We start from the raw sequence: 21,666 nt of genomic DNA, 5'->3' as shown, positions 1-21,666 counted from the left end.
CCGCGGCTAATCGGGGCGCCGGTAAGGAACGCGTCATGGTCATCGCCGGGCGGGCCAGCGGCCGGTGGTCCTGGCCGCCTCGATCGCGGCGTGGCCTGCCGGGCGCATCCGGCCGGCGGCCGTCAACGCCTCGGCCCTGGCGGCGTTGATGCTGGACCAAGGGCTGCGGCGGGTGCGCGGCGAGTAACGCTGCAGGTAGTAGACGCCGTCGAACGCCCTGCGGTGGCTGTCGATCCAGCCGTGGCACAGCGCCTCGTCCAGAGCCTCGTCGATGGTGACGGTCGTCGCGCCGCCGTTCTTCCTGGCGATCAGGAGCCAGACGTCACGGGCGGTCTCGTGGTGCTCGGTCAGCCAGGCCCTCCACGCGGCGGCGTCGTCCAGGAGCAGGGCGTCGTCGGTCATCGTGGTCAGCCCTTCCGGCCCGCGAGGACGTCCAGGTAGTGCTGGTTGGCCATGACGCCGAGGATGTTGCCGAACGGGTCACGCACCGAGGCGGTGACGAACCCGGGCCCGCGCTCGGTCGGCTCGTCGTACGGGATGGCCCCCATCTCCAGCAGCCGCTTCCAGGCCGCCTCCAGGTCGTCGACGGCCCAGTAGGCGATCGCTCCGCCGTCCTCGGAGCTCCAGCCGTCCGGGGCGTACCGGGCGTCGACGATGCCGAGCTCGTGCAGGTAGTCGCCGACGCGGAACTCCACGTAGGCCGGGTCGCCCTGCTCGGGCCGCTGGAAGTAGGCCCCGATGCCGAGGAGCTCGGCGTACCAGTCGCGGGCGGCGGCGACGTCCTGGGCGTAGAAGGTGATGGTGGTGAGTCCGCGGAGCATGTCTCTCTGCTTTCTGCCGGGTGGCTTGTGAGATCGATGCTGCCAGCCAAAGTGCTCATCCCATGAGTACTTTTCTTCGACGTCGCGTCAGCGCCGCGGGTCGCCCCGCGAAGATCAGCCAGAGGTGCGGCGGGGCCCTTGTCGTGTCGGGGCATCAGCCGATCGTCTGTGAAGTGAGGGTCAGGCCGTCAGCGGGCGGGCTGACCCTCAACCTCACCGGCCGGGACCCGAAGGAGCGCATCATGCATCCCATCCTGAACACCATCGACATCGTGGTCTCCGACATGGACGCCTCGATCGCCTTCTACGCCCGTCTGGGCCTGACGTTCAAGCTCGACGAGCACTCCCCCGAGCACGCCGGCTGCGACCTGCCGAACGGGCTGCACGTCATGCTGGACACCGAGGGCTTCCGCACGCCGTTCCTGCCCGGCTGGAGCGCGCCGACCGGCGGGCCGCGTACGCTGCTGTGTTTCGAGTTCGAGGGCCCGGCCGGGGTGGACGCCACGTACGCCGAGCTCGTCGCGGCCGGATACCAAGGGATCGCTGAGCCGTTCGACGCGTTCTGGGGGATGCGCTATGCCACGGTGGCCGACCCGGACGGCAACGGCGTCGACCTGTACGCCGCCCTACCGGCACGCTGACCACGACACCACTGGGGAGAACGACGTGAAATATGTGCTCATGTTCGTCGAGACCGAGGAGTTCGCCCAGAAGCTGGAGGCGATGGGCGAGCTGGAACAGCAGGCCGCCTACGCGGCGGTCGGTCAGTGGTTCGCCGACCACGCCGACAAGATCACACACCATACGCATCTGGCGCCGGTGCACACCGCCACCACGGTGCGCCCGGGCCAGGGGGAGCCGGTGGTGACCGACGGGCCGTTCGTGGAGGGCAAGGAGGTGGTCAGCGGCTTCGCCGAGGTCGAGGTGGCCGACCTGGACGAGGCGCTGAGGATCGCCCGCTCCTGGCCGGCCTGCCCGGTCGTGGAGATCCGCCCCGTCTCATGAAGGCTGACCCGAGCCAGGACGTGCTGGCCCGCGTGGTACGCGAGCACGCGGGCCGGCTGGCCGCGTCCCTGGTGTCGCTGCTGGGCGACTTCTCCGCCGCCGAGGACCTGGTCCAGGACGCGGTCGAGACCGCGCTGCGGCGCTGGCCGGTCGAGGGAGTGCCGGAACGCCCGGACGCGTGGCTGTTCACCGTGGCCCGGCGGCGCGGCCTGGACGTGCTGCGCAGGGAGTCGAACCACCGGGCCAAGCTCGCCCGGTTGCGCCGGCCCGCGCCCGCCGCGCGTGACGACCGGCTGCGGCTGATCTTCACCTGCTGCCACCCGGCGCTGTCCCGGGCCGCGCAGATCGCGCTCACGCTGCGCGTGGTGTGCGGGCTGTCGGCCGCGCAGATCGCGGCGGCGTTCCTCGTGCCCGAATCCACGGTGGCGCAGCGCATCACCCGCGCCAAGCGCAAGATCGGCGAGGCCGCGATCCCGTACCGCATCCCCGCTGAGCAGGAGCTGCCGCAGCGCGTCAACGAGGTGCTGGCGGTCATCTACCTGCTGTTCAACGAGGGCTACCTGTCGAGCACCGCCGAACGGGCCCAGGCCCGCGACCTGGTCGACGACGCCGAGTGGCTGGCCGCGCTGCTGGCGAACCTGATGCCCAAGGAGCCGGAAGCGGCCGGGCTGCTGGCGCTGATCCGGCTGCACCGGGCCCGCGGCGCCGCCCGGTTCGATCCCGACGGGCGGCTGGTGCTGCTGGCCGACCAGGACCGCTCGTTGTGGGACCGCCAGGCCATCGAGGACGCCACTGCCCTGCTGACGCGGGCCGCCCGCGCTCACCGCCGGGCGGGGCCGTACCAGTTGCAGGCGGCGATCGTGGCCTGCCACGCCGAGGCCGAGAGCTTCGCCGGCACCGACTGGGCGCAGATCCTGGTGCTGTACGACATGCTGCTGCACCTGGCGCCCTCGCCCGTGACGCGGCTGCACCGGGCCGTCGCCCTGCGCCATGTACAGGGCCCTGAGGCGGCGTTGGCCGAGCTGGAGGAGCTCGGACAGGCGCTGGAGCGCTATCCGCTCCTCCACGCCACCCGCGCCGAGCTGCTGCGGAGCCTGGGGCGCCGGGAGGAAGCGCGGCGGGCCGATGAGCGGGCGCTGAAGCTGACCGCCAACCCGGCCCAGCATGCGCTGCTGGAGCGACGCCTGGCCTGGGACTGACGCGGACCGGCCTCGCGCGTTCCCGATCGCCGTCATCCGACCCGCCCCATGCCATCGGTGACCTCGGGCGCGGGAAGGTGCACGTACGCGGGACCGGTGGCGATCATTCCCTGCGCGGTGTCCGGACGTCCACCGGCCGGCAAGGTTACGCGGGCCGGTCGTGAACCCGGGGGCGGAGTTTCCCGACTGTACCGGTGGACGACGGGAGGACGGGATGACCGACGAGCTGTTGATCGTGCGCTGCCAGCTCGGCGAGCACGACGCGCTCACCGAGCTGGTGCGCTCCTGGCACGAGCCGGTGCGGACCTACGTGCGCGGGATGCTGGGCGCCGAACGCGCCGACGACGTGACCCAGGAGGTCTGGCTGGCGGTGATCCGCGGGCTGCCGCGGCTGAGGGAGCCGGGCCGGTTCGCGCCCTGGTTGTTCACGATCGCCAGGCGGGCCGTGACCGACCGGCTGCGCCAGGAGTACGGCATGCCCGAGGCCGGCGCGCAGCAGGAGCCGGTCACCGAGGACGCCGCCGGCGTCGTGGTGGAGCGCGCCGCGCTGATCGCCGCCCTGTCCTGCCTGCCCGTACGGGAGCGGGAGGTTCTGGTGCTGTTCTACCTGGAGGACCTGTCGCTGGAGGACTGCGCCGAGATCTGCGCCGTCCCGGTCGGCACGGTCAAGTCACGGCTCAACCGCGCCCGTCGCATGCTGCGCGACCACCTGACGGAGAAGGGAACGAAGCGATGAACGACGAGCCGAACCTGCCCGCCGAGGAGATGATCGGCCGGCTGTCGCCGGTGCTGTCGCCGTGGCGGCGCCTGCGCGGGGTCGTGGCGCTGGTGAGCGGGCTCGCCGGAGCCGTCTGCGCGGGGTCGCTGTGGGCGACCGAGCCTGCCGTGCTGCCGGGCCGTACCCGCCTGGCCTTCGCCGTCTTCACCCTGGTGTGCCTGGCCTGGGCCGGGTACGGCGCCTGGCTGGTCACCCGGCGGACACCGCTGCTGGCGCTGGACCGGGTCATCGCGGGATGGTTCGCGCTGACCGCGTCGATCGCCACCACCGTGATCATCGCGGTGGCGGCCGTCCAGCGGGGCGCCGGCCTCGCTCCCGCCCTGGCGACCGGTGCGGTCGTCATCGCCGTGTCCGGCGTCCTCGTCGTACGGGCTCACGTCCGGCGTGCCGCGCTGCTGCGCCGCAAGCGGGAGCTGGAGGCGGTGCGGCAGATCGGTGGGTAGCGCTGCGCACCGGCCTGCACCGCCCGCGCCGACGCCTGCCGCCGCTGCGAGCAGGCCTGCCAGAGCCTGCTGGACAGCATCAGCTGAGTCGCGGTTCGGCGACGTCGGGCCGCACCTGCGCACGAAGAGTGGTGCGCTCCCCCGTCACGGTGCTGAGGTGACCGAGGGGGCCAGGAGCCACACGGTGGCCACCAGCAGCCGGGCCGCCGCCACCAGGGTGTCCGGCTGGACGCGGTCGGGGGTTTCCGCGGGGGTCTGGTAGCCGGGCATGCCCATGCCGACGCCGATCGCGGCCAGGCCGGCGGCGGCGTAGCGGCGGTTGTCGGAGGCCATCGCACCCGCCCGCAAGGGCACGCCGGTCAGGCGGGCGGCCTGGTCGAGGGCGGCGAGCAGCGCGTGGGCGGGGCCGCCCGCCTCGACGGCGGCGGCCTGGTGCAGGTGCGCGGCGCCGTCGAGGTTGATCACGTGCGTGCCGGGCGGCACGGTGGGGGCGTGGTGGGCCGAGCCCCACGCGCCCGCCTCCTCCGCGTCCAGGAAGGCCACTGTCAGCTCCAGCGCCCCGGCCGGCGCGGCGGCCGCCAGCACGCGGGCGGCCTCCAGGACCGCGGCCACCCCGGAGGCGTTGTCGGCGGCCGCGGGCAGGCGCCGGTCGGGATCGTCGCCGACGCCGTCGTAGTGCGCACAGAGCAGTACCCGCGACACCGCCTGCCTGCTGCCGAAGCGGGCGTAGACGTTGCGGCCTCGGGTGGTGATCTGCCGCAGCGGCATCGAGCCGGTCACCTGGACCGGGCCGTCGTCCAGCGCTTCGGCCAGGCGCCGGTGGACGTCCGGGTGCACGGCGATGACGGGCACCGCGCGAGCGGGTGGCCCGGCGATCATCTTGGGCATCCAGCCTTCGGCGTCGGCGCCGCGTACGGTCAGCACTCCGGCCGCGCCCTGCGCCTCGGCCGGCTCGCACGCCCGCCCCCAGTTCGCGGCTTCGGCCAGCACCCACCGCTCGCGCAACCCGGTCCCCGCGGAGCCGGCTTCGGGGGCCTTGACCAGGGGTGCGGAGCGCGGGTGCGGCAGTTCGGCGGAGGCCAGGTGCTCGACGAAGTCGCGGCGGTGCTCCAGCCGGTGCGTCTGCCCGGCTCCGGTCCATTGGAGCACGGGCGTCGCGTGCAGCTCGCGTACGCCGGCGACGTCGAACTCCGACACCTGCACCCGGGCGCCGAGGACGTCCAGCCGCTCGGCCAGCCAGGTCCCGGCGGCCCGGCCGCCGGGCGAGCCCACGCGCCGCCCGGCGAACCGGTCGCCGGCCAGCTCGCGCACCGTGGCCTGCATGCGGGTGGCCGACACCGCCTCCACCAGGGAGGCCAGTTCCGGCCCGCCCTGGCCGAGGTGGGGTGCCGCGGTGGTCATCCGCAGCACCCGGCGGCGCTCGTGACACCGGCCTGGGGGCCGGCCGGAGCCGGGGCCTGGCCGCAGCACCCGCTCTGGGCGGCCTCCTCGGCGGCGGCCGGGCTGCCGCAGCAGGCCGTCGCCTCAGCGGTCGTCCGGGTGGCCTGCCCGGCGACGTCGGACGGCTCGCCGGTGGAGGTGGAGGGGGTGCCGCAGCAGCCTCCGGCGGCGGGCGGGGTGAAGGCTTCTTCCAGGTCGCCGAGGAAGCCGCCGTTCGCTGCGGAGTTCGTCATCATGTCTCCTCACCGTCGAGCGGAGGCACGGCGGCCTCCGCCCGAACCAGTTAGATGGATGTCTAAGCAGAATGACGATCTCAGATGATTCGATAGACGTCAAGATAGGAGAATGTCGAAATAGGAGGCGGCGCGTCCGCGCACGGTTCGGGTCACTGTCCCCATTTCTCCGGCTCTCGTCGTCCGTACTCGACGAGGAGCTCCATGGCCCGCCGCTGGCCAGGGCTCATATCGGTCACCATCATCTGCCCGAACCGTGCCGTGGCGGCGACGGCGGCCGACTGGTCCGAGGTGAGCTCGGCAGGGACGTCCGCGGGCAGCAGACCCGGCAGCATCGCGTAGAGCTCACCCGCGATCTCGTCGACGCGAGGGTCGTCCGCGTCGGCGTCCGCCAACGCGCCCAGCTTCAGGCCCCACTCCTCCCACGGCGAGCTCTGCCCGACACCGGCGAGATAGCTGTCCACGAGTTCGGGCAGCGCCACCTCTGCCGCCCGGAGGATCCCGATGTCGCCCTGGGGCAGATCGAGATCGCGGACGGCCGCGGCGAGCTCGGGAGACAGCGTCGGATCGTCCCCGGATTCGAGGAGGCGCGCCACCACGGCACGGCGGCGCCGAATCTCCGACTCCTCGCCGGCCAGTTCCGCGTCCAGCTCGGCCAGCATCTCCCTCAGGTCCACCGTGCCGGTCTCCTCCAGGGCGTCGGCGACCTCTCCGAGTCCCATGCCGAGCGCGGTGAACCTGCGGATCTGCAGCAGGCGGCTCAACGCGCTCATGCCGTAGCTTCGATAGCCGCCGGCGGTGCGCTCCGGCTCGGCCAGCAGCCCGATACGGTGATAGTGACGAACGGTCCGCGGAGTCACGCCCGCGAGCTTGGCGATTTCGCCTATCAGCAACATGGCGAACAGTAGAACCCATGTCCTTGCGACAAGGTCAAGCCCGCCCGGCGGCCACTGGGCCGCGCGAACGACGAGAGCGGCGGACGTCAGCTGCCGCGGTCGCGGTCGTCGTTCACCTGCTCGACGATCGTGGCCACGGCCTTCTTGGCCGCCCGGCCGGCGCCGATGAGGGTGGCCGAGGCGGGCCCGGTCCAGTCGCCGTAGCCGAGCAGGTGCAGGCGGGGTTCGCCCACCGCCTGGGTGCCGCGGGCCGGGATGAGCCCGTCCCGGCCACGCAGGCGCAACGGGGCCAGGTGGCCCAGGGCGGGCCGGAAGCCGGTGCACCACAGGATCACGTCGCAGGACAGGGTGCTGCCGTCGGCCCAGGCGACGCCGCGGGAGGTGATGCGGGCGAACATGGGTTCGGCCTTCAGAACGCCGCGGTCGCGGGCCTCTCGTACGGGCGGGACGGCGACGATGTCGCCCAGGTCGGCGATGCCCTCGGCCTGCTCCCCCGCCTGGACGGCGCGGTGGCGGCGGGTGGCCAGGTCGAACAGGGCGCGGCCGTCGATGTCGTCCGGCAGCAGGCGCGGCGGCCGCTGGGTCACCCAGGTGACCTCGGCGAGCGGGGACAGCTCGGCCAGGAGCTGGGCGGCGGAGTTGCCGCCGCCGACGATGACCACGCGCTTGCCACGCAACGGTTCGGGGCCGCGGTAGCCGGCGGTGTGCAGGTGCTCGCCGCCGAAGTCGCGCAGGCCGGGACAGTGCGGGACGTAGGGGCGCCACCAGGTGCCGGTCGCGCTGATCACGCTCTTGGCCTGCCAGGTGCCGTGACCGGTCTCGACCGACAGGTGGCCGTCACCGCGCCGCACCGCGTGCACCGCCACCGGACGCAGCACCGGCAGCTCGTAGCGGCGTTCGTAGTCGGCCAGGTAGGTGACGACGTCGGCGGCACTCGGACAGCCGCCGCCGGGCGGGACGGGCATCATGCGGCCGGGCAGCGAGCTGTACTGAGCGGGCGAGAACAGGCGCAGGCTGTCCCAGGCGTGCCGCCACGCGCCACCGGCGCTGTCCTGGGCGTCGAGGATGACGAAGTCGGCCTTCGCGCGGCGCAGGTGGTAACCGGCGGCCAGGCCCGCCTGCCCGCCGCCGATCACGAGGACGTCGACGGGCCTGGGGGCGGCCGTCATGCGGGCAGCAGGTCCAGCTCGGCGCGTCCCGCCGCAGGCTGGGGAGCGGCCCCAGGAGCGGACTCGGTGAGCGGGGCGAACAGGGCGCCGAGCCGGTTCACCGCTTCAGGGATGATGCGGTAGTAGACCCAGGTGCCGCGCCGCTCGCCGTCGATCAGCCCGGCCGTGCGCAGCACCTTGAGGTGGTGGGAGATGGTGGGGGCGGTCAGGTCGAACGTGCCGGTCAGGTCGCAGACGCACGCCTCGCCGCCGGCGTGCGAGCCGATCATGGAGAGCAGGCGCAGCCGTACCGGGTCGGCGACCGCCTTGAGCATGACGGCGAGCTCGGCGGCAGTCTCCTCGGCCAGTGGTTCGCGGGCGATCGGGGCGCAGCACTGGCCGGTGGGGACGGTCATGACACCCTCCTGATTCGAAGTCTGTCAAAATTATAGGCGACGGTCAGCCGCAGCAGCCACCGCCGTCCCCGGCGGAGACCGTGGCGAGAGGGAGCGGGGTGGACAGCAGGCCGCCGCTGATGCCGGTCGCCAGGCCGACCCGCTGCTCCTGGGCCTCGGCCAGGTTCGAGGAGCACACGCCGGTCTCGGGCAGGTCCAGCTGAACGTCCCTGGCCGCCTCCCAGTCCCCCGCCAGCGCCGCCACGACCGAGCGGACCTGCTCGTAGCCGGTGGCCATGAGGAACGTCGGCGCGCGGCCGTAGCTCTTGACGCCGACCGCGTAGTAGCCGGGCTCGGGGTGAGCGAGCTCGTCCACGCCGTGGGCGGGGACGGTGCCGCAGGAGTGCTGGTTGGGGTCGATCAGCGGGGCCAGTGCGCGGGTGGAGCCGAGCACCGGGTCGAGGTCGAGGCGGAGTTCGGAGGCGATGGAGTGGTCGGGGCGGTAGCCGGTGGCCGACACGATCCGGTCCACGGTGACCGCTTGCTCACGGCCGGACGGGTCGCGGCTGACCACCTCGACGCCCTGGCCGGTGGCGTTGACGCGGTGGGTGAAGAAGCCGGTGAGCAGCTGGATGCGGCCGGATTCGACGTGGGCGCGCAGCCGGGTGCCGAGCGCGCCGCGGGCCGGCAGTGCGTCGGCCTCGCCGCCGCCGTAGGTGCGGGTGGCGTCGCCGGCCCGGATCGCCCAGGTGATCGGGGTGTGCTCCAGTTCGGCCAGCGCGAGCAGGGTGGTGGCGGCCGAGTGGCCGGCGCCGACGACCAGCACCCGCTTGCCCTCGTAGCGGTCGCGGTCGGCGCCGAGCACGTCGGGCATGGCGTGGTCGACGAACACCTCGTTCTCGCCGTGGGCGGGCAGGCCGCTCGCGCCGAGCACGTTCGGGCTGGCGTAGGTGCCGGAGGCGTCGATGATCGCGCGGGCCCGCAGCTCGGCGCCGTCGTCGAGCCGGATCAGGAACGGGGCCTGCTCGCGGCCTGCGGCGCGGACCCGGTCGTAGCCGAGGCGGCTGATCGCGCCCACCTTCGCGCCGAGCCGGACCCGGTCGCCGAACAGCCTGGCCAGGGGGGCGAGGTAGTCGTCGATCAGTTCGGCGCCGGTCGGCAGCCAGTCGGGGTCGGGGGCGCTCCAGCCGCCGGCCTCCAGGAGTCGGCGGGCGGCGGCGTCGACGTTGTACTTCCACGGGCTGAACACCCGTACGTGGCCCCACTGCGCCACCGAGGCGGCGACCCGGTCACCGGCTTCGAGGATCGTGAAGTCGATGCCGCGCTCGGCCAGGTGCGCGGCGGCGGCCAGGCCGACCGGGCCGGCGCCGATCACGACGACGGGCAGGTTGCTCAGCTGCCCGGAGACGGCGGTCTGCTGAGGGGTGGCGAACTGCTCGATCTCGACGGCAACGGTGCCGCAGCAACTGTCACTCATGACGGCTCTCCAGATGGGCGCGCGAATTAGCGGAAGGACAGGCCAAAGGTGCGGGCACGCTCGACGGCGGCCTCGGCGCGGCAGGTGCGGTCACACACTTCCGAGGTCGCCTCGTTGAAAGTGATGCCCGAGACGTCGGCGGGGCGGCGCAGGCGGTTGAGCAGAGCGCGCATCGCGCACCTCCTGAATAGAAACTCATCTAAACAGCTCAGATTCTGGACCACTACTTAGAGGAATGTCAAATCAGACGAGGGCCGCGTCGGGACGTGCCGCCACCTCCGCCCCGTCAGCCACAACCGCCGGCGGCGGGACCATCGCCCGGCGGGCAGCACGCGGCCAAGGCCGCCTGCAGGTCGGCCAGCGCCCGCCGGACCCCGTCGGGATCGGCGCGATAGTAGACGGTCTTCCATTCGCGCCGGGAGGCGAGCACCCCGCCCTCGCGCAGCGTCGCCAGGTGCGTGGAGGTGGCCGACTGGGCCAGCGACAGGCGCTCGGCCACCTCCCCCACCGTCAGCTCCACCCCGCCCTCGAACAGGAACAGGATCTGCTGGCGGGTGTCGCTGGCCAGGGCCTTGAGGAAGCCGCGCGCCGCGTCGGTGAGCTGGATGCCGCTGCCTGCCGTCATGGGACGACTCTATCGCATCGAATTGTCATTTCTGGATCTGACGATATGATGCGGCGGCATGGACACCATCGTCATCGGCGCCGGCCAGTCCGGCCTCGCCGCCGCCCGCGCCCTGCGCGCCGCCGGCCGCACCCCCGTCGTCCTCGAAGCCGGCCCGGCGCCCACCGGCTCCTGGGCCGGCTACTACGACAGCCTCACGCTGTTCTCGCCCGCCCGCTACAGCGCCATGCCCGGCCAGGACTTCCCCGGCGACGGCGACCACTACCCCACCCGCGACGACGTCGTCGCCTACCTGCGGCGCTACGCCGACGGCCTGGACGCCGAGATCCGTACCGGCACCCGCGTCACCGCCGTGGAAGCCGACGGCGCGGGCGGGTTCCTCGTCCACACCGCCGCCGGGGACACCCTGCGCACCATGGGCGTGATCGCGGCCAGCGGCTCCTTCGGCAACCCCTGCACCCCCGCCCTGCCCGGCCAGGACGGCTACACCGGCCAAACCCTGCACGTGGCCGGCTACCGCAGCCCCAAGCACTACGCGGAGCAGCGCGTCGTGGTGGTCGGCGGCGGCAACTCGGCCGTCCAGGTCGCGTACGAACTGGCCGAGGTGGCCGACGTCACGATCGCCTCCCGCCGGCCGCTGCAGCTCATGCCGCAGATCGTCGGCGGCAAGGACGTGCACCACTGGCACACCACCACCGGCTTCGACCGGCTCCCGCCCGCCTGGCTGGCCCGCGTCGCGAGCGGCACCCTGGTCATGGACACCGGCGACTACGCCGCCGCCCTGGCCGACGGCCGCCTGCGACGCCGCCCCATGTTCACCGCCTTCGACGGCGACCATCTCATCTGGGCCGACGGCGAGCCCGAGCGCGTAGACACGGTGATCTACGCCACCGGCTACCTGCCGCACCTGGACTACCTGGCTCCACTCGGCGCCCTCGACGAGGCGGGGCTGCCCCTGCACGTCGGCGGTCTGTCCACCACCCACCTCGGGCTCGGCTACGTCGGCCTGGAGTTCCAGCGCTCCTTCGCCTCCAACACCCTGCGCGGCGTCCACCGCGACGCCGAACACGTGGCGGCGCCGATCGCCGCCTACGCCGGCGGCGTCCTGGCCGCCTACGGCCTGTGACACGGGCCTCCACCGGTCACGCAGGGACTCGTCCTACCGCCGGTCGGGGACCAGACCATGCCCACCATCGGCACCGGTGGCCGTCCTGCCCGTGCCGGTGGCGCCCAGCAGAACGTTGCCCTTGGCTCCGGGCCTTGAGGCGGCGTCCCCGCTCGGCGATGGCTGCTGGCTGCCCGCCGTAGGCCGCGGCCACCGGCAGAACCGTCACCCGGTGACGGGCACACCCTTCATCGGGGTGAACCCGAAGAGATTGACATCGACGCTGGTCACGTCGGCGGGCGGCGCGGTCATGAGCACGAACATCCGGATGTGCTCCCCGGGCCCGACCTTGGTCAGGATGGGCGTCGAGCAGACGCAGCGTTCCGGGTGGCGGTCCCCGGCTGTCATCAACGGGAAGTAGCGGGTCCCGGAGGCGTCTGTCAGCGCGAGCCAGAAGAAGTCGATTTTGACCTTGAGCACGGACGCGAACTCCTCGGTATCCCGGTCCCAGGCTCCGTCCTCCAGCCGGACCGGACCGCCCTCGCCGGTGTGGCGGAAGTCGACGGTGGCGATGAGCGTCCTGCTGCTGAGCCGGCGCAGTTCGAGGAGGTCGGCCGACAGGCCGGTCAGCTTGCGCTGCCCGGTGGCGGTGGCCACGGCCGGGCCGGGCGTCGCGGAGGCTGGGGCGGCGGAGGGGGCAGAAGCGGACTCGGGACCAGAGGGGGCCGTGGTCGCCTCCGGGCGAGGCTGGGGCGCGACGGCGCTCTCCCGCTCGAACGTCACCTCGACCCGCCGGTTGCGGGCACGGGCCTGGCCGGAGTCGTCCTTGTCGGCCGGCTCGTCCTCGCCCCTGCCCTCGGTACGGAACCTCGCGTCCGGGACGAGCGCGGCGAGCGCTTGTTCGACCGCCTTGGCACGGCGCAGGGACAGGGCGAGGTTGTAGCGTGCGGTGCCGACGTCGTCGGTGTGGCCGACGATGTGCACGGCGCCGGTGGCCTCGGCGTCGATCCGGTCGGCGGTGCGGCGCAAGGTCTCGCGCGCCTGGGAGGTGAGCTTGGCCTTGTCGAAGGCGAACAGGACGTCGGTGTTGAGCGCGATCTCGACCTGCTTGTCCGACTCTGCGACCGAGGACGTGGCGCTGGTCAGGTGGGTGGCGAGCGGGACGGTGGTGGGAAAGGCCGCCGTGATGGCCGCGGCGTCAGGCTCGTCCTCCAGCCGGGCGCCGGTGCCCGCGGGGCTGATCGGCAGGGGCGCGGTGATGCCCGCATGGTGGAAGCCGACCGCCACGCTGGTCGTCTCCGGCGGGACCTGGTAGACGGCCCAGTGCTGGGCGGGCGCGCCGGGCGTGGCCTTGGCGAAGAACTCGGGATAGCTGCACAGGCAGGGCGCCCGGGTGTCGACGTCCTTCTTGCGCATCGGGTAGTACGCGCTCAGGCGCGGATGGTCCAGCAGGTAGAAGCCGGAGAAGGCGCGGGTGTAGTCGTAGAGCGTGGTTCCGGGCAGCCCGGAGGCCCTGAAGCCCTCCAGCCTGACCATGCCGGTCTCGGTGCTGATCCGGAAGCGGGCGGTGACCGAGGTGGGGGTGGTGCGCTCCAGCCCGATCACCTCGATCTTCGCGCTGCCGTGATCGTCGTCGTGGCCATCGCCGTACAGGGTGGCCAGGGCAGGTACGCCGGCGGTCCCGGGCGTTGCGGCGGGCGCGGAGCCCTCGGGGGTGGCGGAGCCGGACGTCGCCCGGGAGGCTTCGGACGGGGTGGCGGCGGATGCGGCCGGCTGCCTCGGCTGGGAACTGCCGCCCGGTAGGGGCACGAGCCCGCATCCGCCGAGGAGTAACGCCGCGATGCCGATCCTGGCCGCCCAAGCGCACCTGAGAGTCATAGATCGTTATTTATAGCGACATGTCAGGCAGCACGCTCGCCAGGCTCCGGGAACGGGGTCGTTTTCTGGAGGTGGGGCGGGTTGGCGCCGGCAGGAGGTGCAGGCGTGCCGGCCCCGTAAAGGTCTGGCCGGACCAGAGCCATGGCGCGGGGATGCGCAGACGCGGGCGGTGGCGGCGGGAGCGGCAGTGACGGGCCGCGTGACCGACACTCTGGACGACGATCCGACACTATGCGAATATGTGTTCGATTAACGAAGATCGTCAGCGGGGGCGGGCCTTGTAGTCATGCCGGGAATGCTCGACTCCCCCCTTCTTCTCCAGAACGGAGTGCCTGTGCGCGCATCAACCTCTGCCCGTGCTCCTCTGTCCCGCCGATTAGTCGCCTGGGCCGGAACCCTGCTCCTGACGGCGGCCCTGCTCGTCGCTCAGGCGCCCACCGCCGCTACCGCCGCGGCCGCGGCGACCGTCACCGACCTCGGCGTCGCCGGTGAGGGCGGGGACGTGGTGGTGCGCAACAGGAAGGTGTTCGTCGCCGCCGGCGACCAGATCGTGGTCACGTCCACCGACGGCAAGGTCATCGACACGATCCCCGGCCTGTCCGGTGCCGTGGCCCTGGCCTCGGCGGAGGACGGCAGGAAGGTGTACGCGGCGCTGCGCGATGCGCACGAAGTGATCGAGATCGACTCCACTTCACTCGCCATCACCAGACGTATCGATTTCACCGCGTACCCCTGCCCGTCGAGACTGGCGCAGGCCTACGACCGGTTGTGGATCGGATTCGGCTGCGGCGAGGCGGGAGAGGGTGGCGTTCTCGGCCTGATCACGTCGGCGGCGACACCCACCCTCGTCCGGGTCGGGCCGGCCACCACCCAGGCCCCGCTCGTCGCCGTCGCCGGGAACACCCTGGTGGCCGCGGAGCCAGGAGTCAGCCCCGCCACGGTCAAGATCTACGACATCAGCACCACGCCCGTCACGTCGCGCGGCGAGATCCGCGGAGACGCGAACGGGCTGCCGGCCCTGCGGGATCTCGCCCTCGCCGAGCACGGGTCGGCCGCGCTGTCGGCGTCGAACGACACCCGCCAGCTCGACGCCTGGGACACCACAGCGCTGAGCCGGGGCCGCGCCTACGACAGCAACGGATTCGGCGAGCACGGCCTCCCCACCGCCGTCGCGGCCAGCCCGAACGACGCCTACGTCGTGGGCGGCTGGAACTCCTCCACGGGCGACGCGGCGGAGCTCGTGGTGTACGACGCGACCACCGCCGAGGTCATCTACACAGCCGCCCACCGGGGGAAGGCGGTGGTGGCGGGCAGCATCGAGTTCTACGGCACCGTCACCTTCGCGGTCCTGCAAGAGCCCGGCACCGGGCGGATGCACCTCTGGCGGCTGCCGCCCTCGCCCTACCACTCCTCCACGCTGACCTTGACGGCTCCCCCCAAGGTGACCGCGCTCAAGCAGTCGGCCTTCGGCGGACGACTCACGCTGAGCAGCGGACTGCCGCCCGGCGTACAGACGCTCGAACTGTACCGCTGGCTTCCCGACGGCACCTCCAGGCCGTTCCAGGAGATCACCACGGCGGCGGACGGGACCTACCGGTTCACCGACGCCCCGCCGTCCACGGGAGCGTTCAAGTATCAGGTGTACTGGCCGGGCAACTCATGGTTCCGGGGCAGCGGCTCGTCAGTGACCGTCACGGTGACCTTGTACGAGCCGACGCTCACCGTGACCGGACCGGCGACGGGCGGCGTCGGCGAGCGACTCGAATTCAGCGGCACCTTCGGCGCCGACGGCATCACCTTCCCGCGGACGATCCTCAACGTCTCGCGCAAGGTCGTCAGCCCGGACGGCACCGTCACCTCGAACGGGCTGCTGAAGTTGGCCGCCGCCGCCGACGGGTCGTTCAGCTTCTCCGACACGCCGACCACGGCCGGCGAACACACCTACACCGTCACCTTGTTCGGCAACTCGACCGTCGATTCAGCGAGCACCACCCACGTGGTCACCGTCTCCCAGCCGCCCGCGTAGCAACCCGACGCCCGGGGTGACGGCGGGACCCGGCTCGCCGTCACCCGTGCTTTCGCACTCCAAGGGACTGCAGTCCCCAAGACAGCCATGGGGTCCGTCTGAGCGCGGGCGGAACGACATCGTCCGCCGACGAGGTCGCCGGCCGCCAATCCTTCCGACCGGCGGCACATGCACGAGAGTTCTCCTTCTGCCACCCTGATAGTCGTGGCCGTCCCCCATGACGCGCCGGCTTCAGAGGCGGAAGATTGGAAGCTGATGAACCACGAACCAGACCCAGCCATCCTCTATCCGGACGTGGCCGCCCACGGAAGCCTCGCCGCGGCACTTCAAGCCGTAGCCTCCGACCAAGGCCTAGTCCTTCCCGCCCTGGCCGCCACCCCATCCGATCCACTGCGTCATGCCACGTTCGCCAGCGTCACCCCGCATCGCCACGGGTCCTACGTCACGGCGTGGCATCTCGAACGGAGCTGGACCATCTGGGGCTCGTCCCACAACAGGCTCATGATCTGCGGCGCCACCAAGGACCTGCGTGAGCTTCCCCCCGTGATACGCGGCTGGGCCGAAGGAGCCGGCCTCGACGAGATCGGGCAGGCCGCGCCCTTCGACGTCCTGACCGGGCGATTCGAGGTGCCCGACAACAATCCCGCCGACATCATCGCCTCAGAGTGGCAGTGGATGCTCAAAGACGCCCGCGACGCCGACTGGCCCGAGTACCAGGCACTCATCGACGCGGCCTACGCCGAGCCGACACTGCGAAGGCTCTACCCTTTCACCAGCCACTGGGCGCTGAGCTTCTCCAGCACGCCCGACTACCCGTTCTCCCCGCCCTTCGTCTGGATTGAATCGCCAAGAGGAGCCGGCGGCTACATCATCAGGGAAGGGCGCGACGATCCTGCCCCGGTCCAGGTCTCCACACCCGCCGAAGCGATCTCCATCGCCGCAGACCGGATCCCCGCCGCCCTCCTGCGCGCCTTTACACTGTAGATTCACAGGATCACGGAGCCCTGGCAGGGAGGCCAGGCGCGAGTGGCACGATCCGGACGCCATGCGAACGTATTGCCACCATTCCTGGCTGTCTTCCAGGGAAAGCGGGAGGTCAACCGCGCCCATGCCCCGTATGGCGGGCGGGTGGTGCGCCGGGGCCGGTGATGTGGTCCCGGTTCGGCGACTGACGGCGCTGCTTCGCGGAGTTAGAGTCGGGAGCATGAAGATCATCCCCAACAGCGGAACCGGGTCCGGCGCCATCACGCCCGACGGTTCCTCCGTCGAGGTCTACAAGATGATCAAACCGGGTGAGGAGCCGGACGTCGTGGCCGGTCAGGTGCCGGCCGGTGGCTCGGTGCTCGATCTGGGCGCGGGCGTCGGCCGGATCACGCACGCTCTCATCGAGCGGGGCTACGAGGTGGTCGCGGTCGACGAGTCGGCCGAGATGCTGGCCGAGGTACGCGGCGCGCAGACCGTGCGCTGCCGTATCCAGGACCTGCGGCTGGAACGCCGCTTCGACGGGGTGCTCATGGCCTCGAACCTCGTGCACACCGCAGACGAGACCGGGCGGCAGGGCCTGCTGGAGGCGTGCGCGCGGCACGTCGCCGACGACGGGGTGGTGCTGATCCAGTGGACGCCGCCCGAGCGGCACGACGCCTGGCAGGTGGGCACGGGCCGCACCGAGGGCGACATCCGGATCGAGATGGCGGCGCTGGAGGAGGTCTCCCCCGGCGTGGTCAACGCCACCATGCGGTGCGTGCTGGGAGAGCGCGAGTGGACGCAGTCGTTCACGTCGCGGCGGCTGACGGACGAGCAGCTGGCGGTCGCGCTGGAGGAGGCGGGGCTGCGTCTGGACCGGTTCGTGACCGATGACAGGGTCTGGGTCAAAGCGGTGCCCTCGGCCCGTTCCTGACCGGGGCCGCACACCGGTCGCGGCGAGGTGGTGGGTCGGACTTCCCGACGACCGGCCGCGCGAGTGGCGCCGTCGGGCGGCGACCGGTCGGCTGTCTGCTTCCAGGGGAAACGCATGCGGGCTACGGGAACTGCGTCCAGGCCTCGACGACGTGGCAGCCTTGGGAGTCGCCGGAGACGGTGGAAGCCGGTCCCGGCTGGCCGGAGACCTTGGTCACCCACGGGCCGACGACCGTTCTCGTGTAGGGGTAGTGAGCCGAGTTGCACTTGGCGGCCACCCGGTAGCTGCCGAAGCCGCTGCCGCATACCGTCCCCGCCACGTTCGTTGTCGTGTTCACGGAGGTGAAGCAGTTCCAGACTTCGGCGTGGGCAGGGGTGGCGAGTCCGGCGAGGGCTGTCGCGCCGCCCGCCGCCGCGGCCAGGATTTGGGTGAACCTTCGCATCGCGTCTCCTTCGTGCCTGTCGGCGTGGCTGACGCGTTTCATCCTTCAGCGGCCGCGGGTGCCGGCACAGGGTGCGGGGAGGTCATCTACCGGACACCTCGCGTCAGCGGATCGCACGCCCGTTGTCCAGCGGCGCGCCGGCCTCGGCCACGGCCGAAGAGACCTGGGCTGATGACCGCACCCCTGGCTCTCGTCACACCAGGTCGGGACGTTCGCCTCTGGTCCAGGACGCAGGCGGGCGGTGTGATGGACGTACCTGCAGCGATGACGGTGGAGGGATCGATCATGGAAGCCAAGCAGTGGACGGTGCAGATCCACCTGACCGAGAACGGCGACGACACCCATGCCCGAGCGGTCCTGACCACCCGCGCCGGCCAGGCTCGGCTGACGGGCGCCGGGCACGCCCGGCGGAACCCGGCCGACGCGTCGGTGCCGGAGATCGGCGACGAACTGGCGGCCTCCCGGGCGCTGGCCGACCTCGCCGACAAACTCGCCGTCATCACGCAGCGCGACATCACCGCGCTCGCCGGCCCACCGGTCCCGAGCCGTTCGTGGTGACGAGGCAGGGCCCCGGACCCGGTGAAGTTCCCGTCGCGGTCACGCGACGGGATCGGTCTCCCAGGAGGTTGACAGCGATGGACCGCAAGCAGTGGACCGTACGGATCTTCGTCACCGAGGACGGAGACGACACGTCCGTGCGGGCGGTGCTGGTCACCAGAGGCGGGGGGCGGGTGGACGGACTGGGGCGGGCACGCCGCAATCCGGCCGACCGGTCCGTCCCCGAGATCGGCGACGAACTGGCCGTGGCACGCGCGCTCGACGACCTGGCCGGCAAGCTGTCCGCCATCAGCCGGGAACCGTCGCGCGAAGCCGAGGTGACCCCGCCAGGAGCGGCCCGCCTGCTCGCGGCGACCTCTTGAAGGTCGCCGCCCGCGCAGGGCGGCGTCCGCACCGCCTCAGGGCGTCCGGCCGGCCACGGCAGTACGGCGCCGATGCCGGGACCTTCGTCCCTACCGAGGCTTCCCGCCCCGCAGGATGCTTGGATCAAGGAGCACTCACGGGGAAGAAGATGGTCCATCATGCTCCCGATCCGCCCCCTCATCACCGGCGCCGCCTTGGCAGCGGCCGTGACGGTCCCGCTGGCCCTGCCGGCTCAGGCGAGCCCGCTCGCCCCGGTGCCGCCCACGTTGACCGGCGTCCGCGCCGCCCACCACCCCGGCTTCGACCGGCTGGTGTTCGAGTTCCGCGGCCGCCTCCCGCGTACCGTGCAGACCCGCTACGTCAGCCGGATCGTCGACCCGGCCACCGGCCGCACCGTCGGCGTGGTGGGCGACGCGCTGCTGCGGGTCCGCTTCGACGAGGCGAGCACCGCCGCCGCTCCGGCGCGCACCACCTACCCGCTGCCCGGCGTCATCCAGGTCGCCGCCGCCACCCCGTACGACTCCGAGCTCACCTACGGGGTCGGGCTGGCCCGGCAGAGTCCGTACCGGGTCTACAAGCTGATCCGGCCCAGCCGCGTCGTGGTGGACATCACCACCCCTTACCGGACCGTTCCGGTGCGCGACTACTTCCTCAACACCGCCAACTACGACGCCGGACGGCAGCCGTACACGGCTGCGGTGCAGCGGCCGGTCGTCACACCGGCCACCGCCTATGGGGCGCTGCAGCGGCTGTTCGCCGGCCCCACCCAGGACGAGAAGGCGCAAGGGCTGCGCTTCGTCACCTCCAAGGCCACCGGCTTCAGCAAGCTGACCGTCAAGAAGGGCGTCGCCAGGGTCTACCTGACCGGCCGGCTCAATGGCGCGGGATCGACGTTCACCATCGCCGACGAGATCATGCCGACCCTCAAGCAGTTCCCGTCGATCAAGTGGGTGAAGATCTACGATGCCCGCGGGCACACCCAGCAGCCCTACGGCCCTTCCGACTCCGTCCCACGGAGCCTGGAACCGTAACCGGCAGCACCCACCTGGGCCCGGACCGCCGCCTCGGCGTCCGGGCCCAGGCATGTCCACCCCGCCGAGCACGCCGCCGTCACGCTCTCAGCCGGGTTCGATCCGGGGGCGGCGGAAGCGCCGTGACGGTTCCGGTCCCGCGCGGTGGACGGCCCGCAGGGCCTGTTCGAGGCTGTCCTGAAGGGCGGTGCCGGTGTCGATCTCGACGGCGTCCGGCCAGGCGTCCAGGTCCGCGGTCATGAGTCGGGAGACGGCCGGGTCCGCGTCCGACAGGCCGGGCCGCCGTGCGGCGAGCCGCCGGTCGATGATCCGCGGCGTGGCGGTGCAGCGCAGTTGTACGAGATCGGCGGCGGCGCGGAGGGCGACCTGTTCAGCCGCGTCCCGGTGCCGCCGGTCGCCCCAGGTCGCGTCGAGGACGACCGACTCGCCGGAGCCGAGCAGTTTCTCCGCACGCGACAGCAGCTCGGCGTAGACCTGTTCGGTGTGCGCGGCGTCGTAGATGCCCTGCCGGTAGGGCGCGGCGGCGGGCCGCAGCGGATCCAGCCCGGCCAGTTCCTTGCGTACGCGGTCGCTGCGCAGCAGCGTGTGACCGAGCCGGTCGGCCAGGGCCCCGCCGATCGTGGACTTGCCGGTCGCGGGTGCTCCGCCCACCAGGATCAGGCTCACCGCGCCCGCCCGCAGGTGGCGCAGCGCGAGCTCGGCCAGCCGCCGGGCCTCCGTTCCCGCCTCGGCCTGCGCCCGGGCCTCTGCTGTCGTGTCGCTGCCTGTCGTGTCGCTTCGGTCCTGCCAGTGGCGCAGGCAGGCGACCTTGGCCCGGACGAAGGCACGGTAGGCGACGTAATGGTGCCACAGCGCCGGCGGCGCCGGGTCGCCGGAGAACTCGACGTACCAGCTCAGGAAACGCTCCGCGAGCAGGGGCGCGCCCAGCCGTTCCAGGTCCATGGCCAGGAACGCGGCGTCGTCCAGCCCGTCCAGGAAGCGCAGCCGGTCGTCGAACTCCAGGCAGTCCAGGATCCTGGGTCCGTCGTCCAGGCAGAAGACGTCCTCGGCCTGCAGGTCGCCATGGCCGTCCACGATCCGGCGCGCCGCTCTGCGGGCCTCGAACAGGGGTGCGCGGCCGTCGAGGAAGCGCAGGGCCAGGCGTTCGATCTCCTCCAGCACGGGGCGTTCGATCGGCATCGAGGGCAGGCCGCGCACCTGGTCGAAGCCGTCGGTCCAGCGGCCGCGCAGCGCCTCGACGCCGCCCTCGCGGTCGATCCCGGGGCCGTGCGGGCTTGAGGCGTGCAGCCCCGCCACAGCGCGGGCGACGGCCCTCAGCTGCTCGTCCACGGGCGCGCCTGCGCGTACCAGCGTGGCCAGGCGCCGTTCCCCGGGCATGCGCCGCATCACGACCAGGTGTTCGCACACCTGGCCGTCGGGGCCGAGCACGTCGGCCACGCCTTCGTACACGTCGGGGGCCAGCCTGCGGTTCAGCTCCACCTCGCGGCGGCAGGCGGCCAGCCGGGCGCGCAGCGTGGTGAAGTCCAGGAAGCCGAAGTCCACCGGCTTCTTCAGCTTGTACGCGTGCCCGCCGAACAGCACGACCACGGCGGTGTGCGTCTCCTTGACCACGATGGACATGGCGTCACCGTCGCCTTCGGCCCCGGCTCGCCGCGGCGCTGGGGCCCAGGGCGGCCTCGGCGAAAGCGTCCTCCGGCATGAGCCGGGACCGGCACGAGCCGTCCACCGCCAAATCGACCACCTTCTCATTCTCCTCGGCCTCTCTCGCAAGCACATCGCGGGGGGCGAGGCCGGCGCCACCGCCGAAAGTCCCGCACCTCAGGGCCTTCGACCCGTTCCCGGGCGGGATCGCGAACGTCGTGGGGTTCGTCCGCTTTCGGCGCGCGGGGACTTTCCGCCCTCCTCC

The 21,666-nt window shown here is 72.2% G+C and carries 25 protein-coding genes; 12 read left to right on the top strand and 13 right to left on the bottom strand.

The genetic code is table 11. The annotated features are described in order from the left end of the window. Nucleotides 1-39: 39 nt before the first annotated feature. Together Nocox_RS21405 and Nocox_RS21400 are read right to left on the bottom strand one after the other, a co-directional pair. The gene (locus Nocox_RS21405; RefSeq protein WP_020543111.1) at nt 40-402 is read right to left on the bottom strand and encodes a YdeI/OmpD-associated family protein; all 363 of its coding nucleotides are present in this window, start codon (nt 400-402) and stop codon (nt 40-42) included. 5 nt (nt 403-407) lie between these two features. Continuing rightward, on the bottom strand, nt 408-821 hold the full coding sequence (locus Nocox_RS21400; RefSeq protein ID WP_020543112.1) for a VOC family protein: 414 nt from the start codon (nt 819-821) through the stop codon (nt 408-410). A gap of 242 nt (nt 822-1,063) precedes the next feature. Between Nocox_RS21400 and Nocox_RS21395 the strand changes: the two genes are divergently transcribed. From Nocox_RS21395 to Nocox_RS21375, 5 genes are all read left to right on the top strand, one after another. Further along, complete coding sequence (locus Nocox_RS21395) at nt 1,064-1,462, top strand: VOC family protein (RefSeq protein ID WP_026214325.1); 399 nt, start codon at nt 1,064-1,066, stop codon at nt 1,460-1,462. 25 nt (nt 1,463-1,487) lie between these two features. After that, nucleotides 1,488-1,826, top strand: coding sequence for a YciI family protein (locus Nocox_RS21390; protein ID WP_026214326.1), 339 nt, complete (start codon nt 1,488-1,490; stop codon nt 1,824-1,826). After that, nucleotides 1,823-3,025 carry an RNA polymerase sigma factor gene (locus Nocox_RS21385; protein WP_020543115.1) on the top strand — a complete coding sequence of 401 codons (1,203 nt, stop codon included), beginning with the start codon at nt 1,823-1,825 and terminating at the stop codon, nt 3,023-3,025. The genes Nocox_RS21390 and Nocox_RS21385 overlap by 4 nt, the downstream gene beginning before the upstream one ends. A gap of 214 nt (nt 3,026-3,239) precedes the next feature. Beyond that, the gene (locus Nocox_RS21380) at nt 3,240-3,761 is read left to right on the top strand and encodes an RNA polymerase sigma factor (RefSeq protein WP_020543116.1); all 522 of its coding nucleotides are present in this window, start codon (nt 3,240-3,242) and stop codon (nt 3,759-3,761) included. Next, nucleotides 3,758-4,246 (top strand): hypothetical protein, encoded by a 489-nt coding sequence (locus Nocox_RS21375; RefSeq protein ID WP_020543117.1) that lies wholly within the window; start codon nt 3,758-3,760, stop codon nt 4,244-4,246. Before Nocox_RS21380 ends, Nocox_RS21375 begins: the two co-directional genes overlap by 4 nt. A 144-nt stretch (nt 4,247-4,390) precedes the next feature. On the opposite strand, the gene Nocox_RS21370 is transcribed toward Nocox_RS21375, so the two are convergent. The 8 genes from Nocox_RS21370 to Nocox_RS21335 form a co-directional block, all read right to left on the bottom strand. Further along, nucleotides 4,391-5,647, bottom strand: coding sequence for a M28 family metallopeptidase (locus Nocox_RS21370; RefSeq protein WP_157383039.1), 1,257 nt, complete (start codon nt 5,645-5,647; stop codon nt 4,391-4,393). Continuing rightward, the gene (locus tag Nocox_RS21365; protein WP_085996012.1) at nt 5,644-5,922 is read right to left on the bottom strand and encodes a hypothetical protein; all 279 of its coding nucleotides are present in this window, start codon (nt 5,920-5,922) and stop codon (nt 5,644-5,646) included. The genes Nocox_RS21370 and Nocox_RS21365 overlap by 4 nt, the downstream gene beginning before the upstream one ends. A gap of 149 nt (nt 5,923-6,071) precedes the next feature. After that, a complete protein-coding gene (locus Nocox_RS21360; protein ID WP_020543120.1) occupies nt 6,072-6,815 on the bottom strand; it encodes a helix-turn-helix domain-containing protein in 744 nt (247 codons plus the stop codon). 86 nt (nt 6,816-6,901) lie between these two features. Then, entirely contained in the window at nt 6,902-7,984 is a 1,083-nt protein-coding gene (locus Nocox_RS21355; protein WP_020543121.1) for an ArsO family NAD(P)H-dependent flavin-containing monooxygenase, read from the bottom strand. Next, nucleotides 7,981-8,379 (bottom strand): ArsR/SmtB family transcription factor, encoded by a 399-nt coding sequence (locus Nocox_RS21350; RefSeq protein ID WP_020543122.1) that lies wholly within the window; start codon nt 8,377-8,379, stop codon nt 7,981-7,983. Before Nocox_RS21350 ends, Nocox_RS21355 begins: the two co-directional genes overlap by 4 nt. A 43-nt stretch (nt 8,380-8,422) precedes the next feature. Beyond that, nucleotides 8,423-9,835: an FAD-dependent oxidoreductase gene (locus tag Nocox_RS21345; RefSeq protein ID WP_020543123.1), complete on the bottom strand. Its 1,413-nt coding sequence runs from the start codon at nt 9,833-9,835 to the stop codon at nt 8,423-8,425. A gap of 26 nt (nt 9,836-9,861) precedes the next feature. After that, nucleotides 9,862-10,008: a hypothetical protein gene (locus Nocox_RS21340; protein ID WP_020543124.1), complete on the bottom strand. Its 147-nt coding sequence runs from the start codon at nt 10,006-10,008 to the stop codon at nt 9,862-9,864. Between the two features lie 113 nt (nt 10,009-10,121). Continuing rightward, on the bottom strand, nt 10,122-10,460 hold the full coding sequence (locus Nocox_RS21335) for an ArsR/SmtB family transcription factor (protein ID WP_020543125.1): 339 nt from the start codon (nt 10,458-10,460) through the stop codon (nt 10,122-10,124). 58 nt (nt 10,461-10,518) lie between these two features. Between Nocox_RS21335 and Nocox_RS21330 the strand changes: the two genes are divergently transcribed. Further along, a complete protein-coding gene (locus Nocox_RS21330; RefSeq protein ID WP_020543126.1) occupies nt 10,519-11,586 on the top strand; it encodes a flavin-containing monooxygenase in 1,068 nt (355 codons plus the stop codon). 204 nt (nt 11,587-11,790) lie between these two features. On the opposite strand, the gene Nocox_RS21325 is transcribed toward Nocox_RS21330, so the two are convergent. After that, nucleotides 11,791-13,443 carry an OmpA family protein gene (locus tag Nocox_RS21325; protein WP_157383040.1) on the bottom strand — a complete coding sequence of 551 codons (1,653 nt, stop codon included), beginning with the start codon at nt 13,441-13,443 and terminating at the stop codon, nt 11,791-11,793. Between the two features lie 334 nt (nt 13,444-13,777). Between Nocox_RS21325 and Nocox_RS21320 the strand changes: the two genes are divergently transcribed. From Nocox_RS21320 to Nocox_RS21310, 3 genes are all read left to right on the top strand, one after another. Continuing rightward, complete coding sequence (locus tag Nocox_RS21320; protein ID WP_157383041.1) at nt 13,778-15,469, top strand: YncE family protein; 1,692 nt, start codon at nt 13,778-13,780, stop codon at nt 15,467-15,469. A gap of 204 nt (nt 15,470-15,673) precedes the next feature. After that, complete coding sequence (locus Nocox_RS21315; RefSeq protein ID WP_157383042.1) at nt 15,674-16,453, top strand: DUF6193 family natural product biosynthesis protein; 780 nt, start codon at nt 15,674-15,676, stop codon at nt 16,451-16,453. A gap of 220 nt (nt 16,454-16,673) precedes the next feature. After that, nucleotides 16,674-17,366 (top strand): class I SAM-dependent methyltransferase, encoded by a 693-nt coding sequence (locus Nocox_RS21310; RefSeq protein ID WP_020543130.1) that lies wholly within the window; start codon nt 16,674-16,676, stop codon nt 17,364-17,366. 121 nt (nt 17,367-17,487) lie between these two features. On the opposite strand, the gene Nocox_RS21305 is transcribed toward Nocox_RS21310, so the two are convergent. Continuing rightward, nucleotides 17,488-17,808, bottom strand: coding sequence for a hypothetical protein (locus tag Nocox_RS21305; RefSeq protein ID WP_020543131.1), 321 nt, complete (start codon nt 17,806-17,808; stop codon nt 17,488-17,490). A 285-nt stretch (nt 17,809-18,093) separates the two neighbouring features. Between Nocox_RS21305 and Nocox_RS21300 the strand changes: the two genes are divergently transcribed. The 3 genes from Nocox_RS21300 (at nt 18,094) to Nocox_RS21290 (ending at nt 19,760) form a co-directional block, all read left to right on the top strand. Continuing rightward, nucleotides 18,094-18,366 carry a DUF1876 domain-containing protein gene (locus tag Nocox_RS21300; protein ID WP_026214328.1) on the top strand — a complete coding sequence of 91 codons (273 nt, stop codon included), beginning with the start codon at nt 18,094-18,096 and terminating at the stop codon, nt 18,364-18,366. Nucleotides 18,367-18,443: 77 nt separating this feature from the next. Then, on the top strand, nt 18,444-18,728 hold the full coding sequence (locus tag Nocox_RS21295; RefSeq protein WP_020543133.1) for a DUF1876 domain-containing protein: 285 nt from the start codon (nt 18,444-18,446) through the stop codon (nt 18,726-18,728). A gap of 159 nt (nt 18,729-18,887) precedes the next feature. Beyond that, the gene (locus Nocox_RS21290) at nt 18,888-19,760 is read left to right on the top strand and encodes a GerMN domain-containing protein (protein WP_020543134.1); all 873 of its coding nucleotides are present in this window, start codon (nt 18,888-18,890) and stop codon (nt 19,758-19,760) included. Nucleotides 19,761-19,847: 87 nt separating this feature from the next. Here Nocox_RS21290 and Nocox_RS21285 read toward each other — a convergent pair whose 3' ends face one another. Then, nucleotides 19,848-21,380, bottom strand: a complete 1,533-nt coding sequence (locus Nocox_RS21285; RefSeq protein ID WP_020543135.1) for a bifunctional aminoglycoside phosphotransferase/ATP-binding protein — start codon at nt 21,378-21,380, stop codon at nt 19,848-19,850. Nucleotides 21,381-21,666 lie beyond the last annotated feature (286 nt).

Source organism: Nonomuraea coxensis DSM 45129 (assembly GCF_019397265.1).
Classification (GTDB): Bacteria; Actinomycetota; Actinomycetes; order Streptosporangiales; family Streptosporangiaceae; genus Nonomuraea; species Nonomuraea coxensis.
This window is presented reverse-complemented; position numbering and strand designations above follow the sequence as displayed.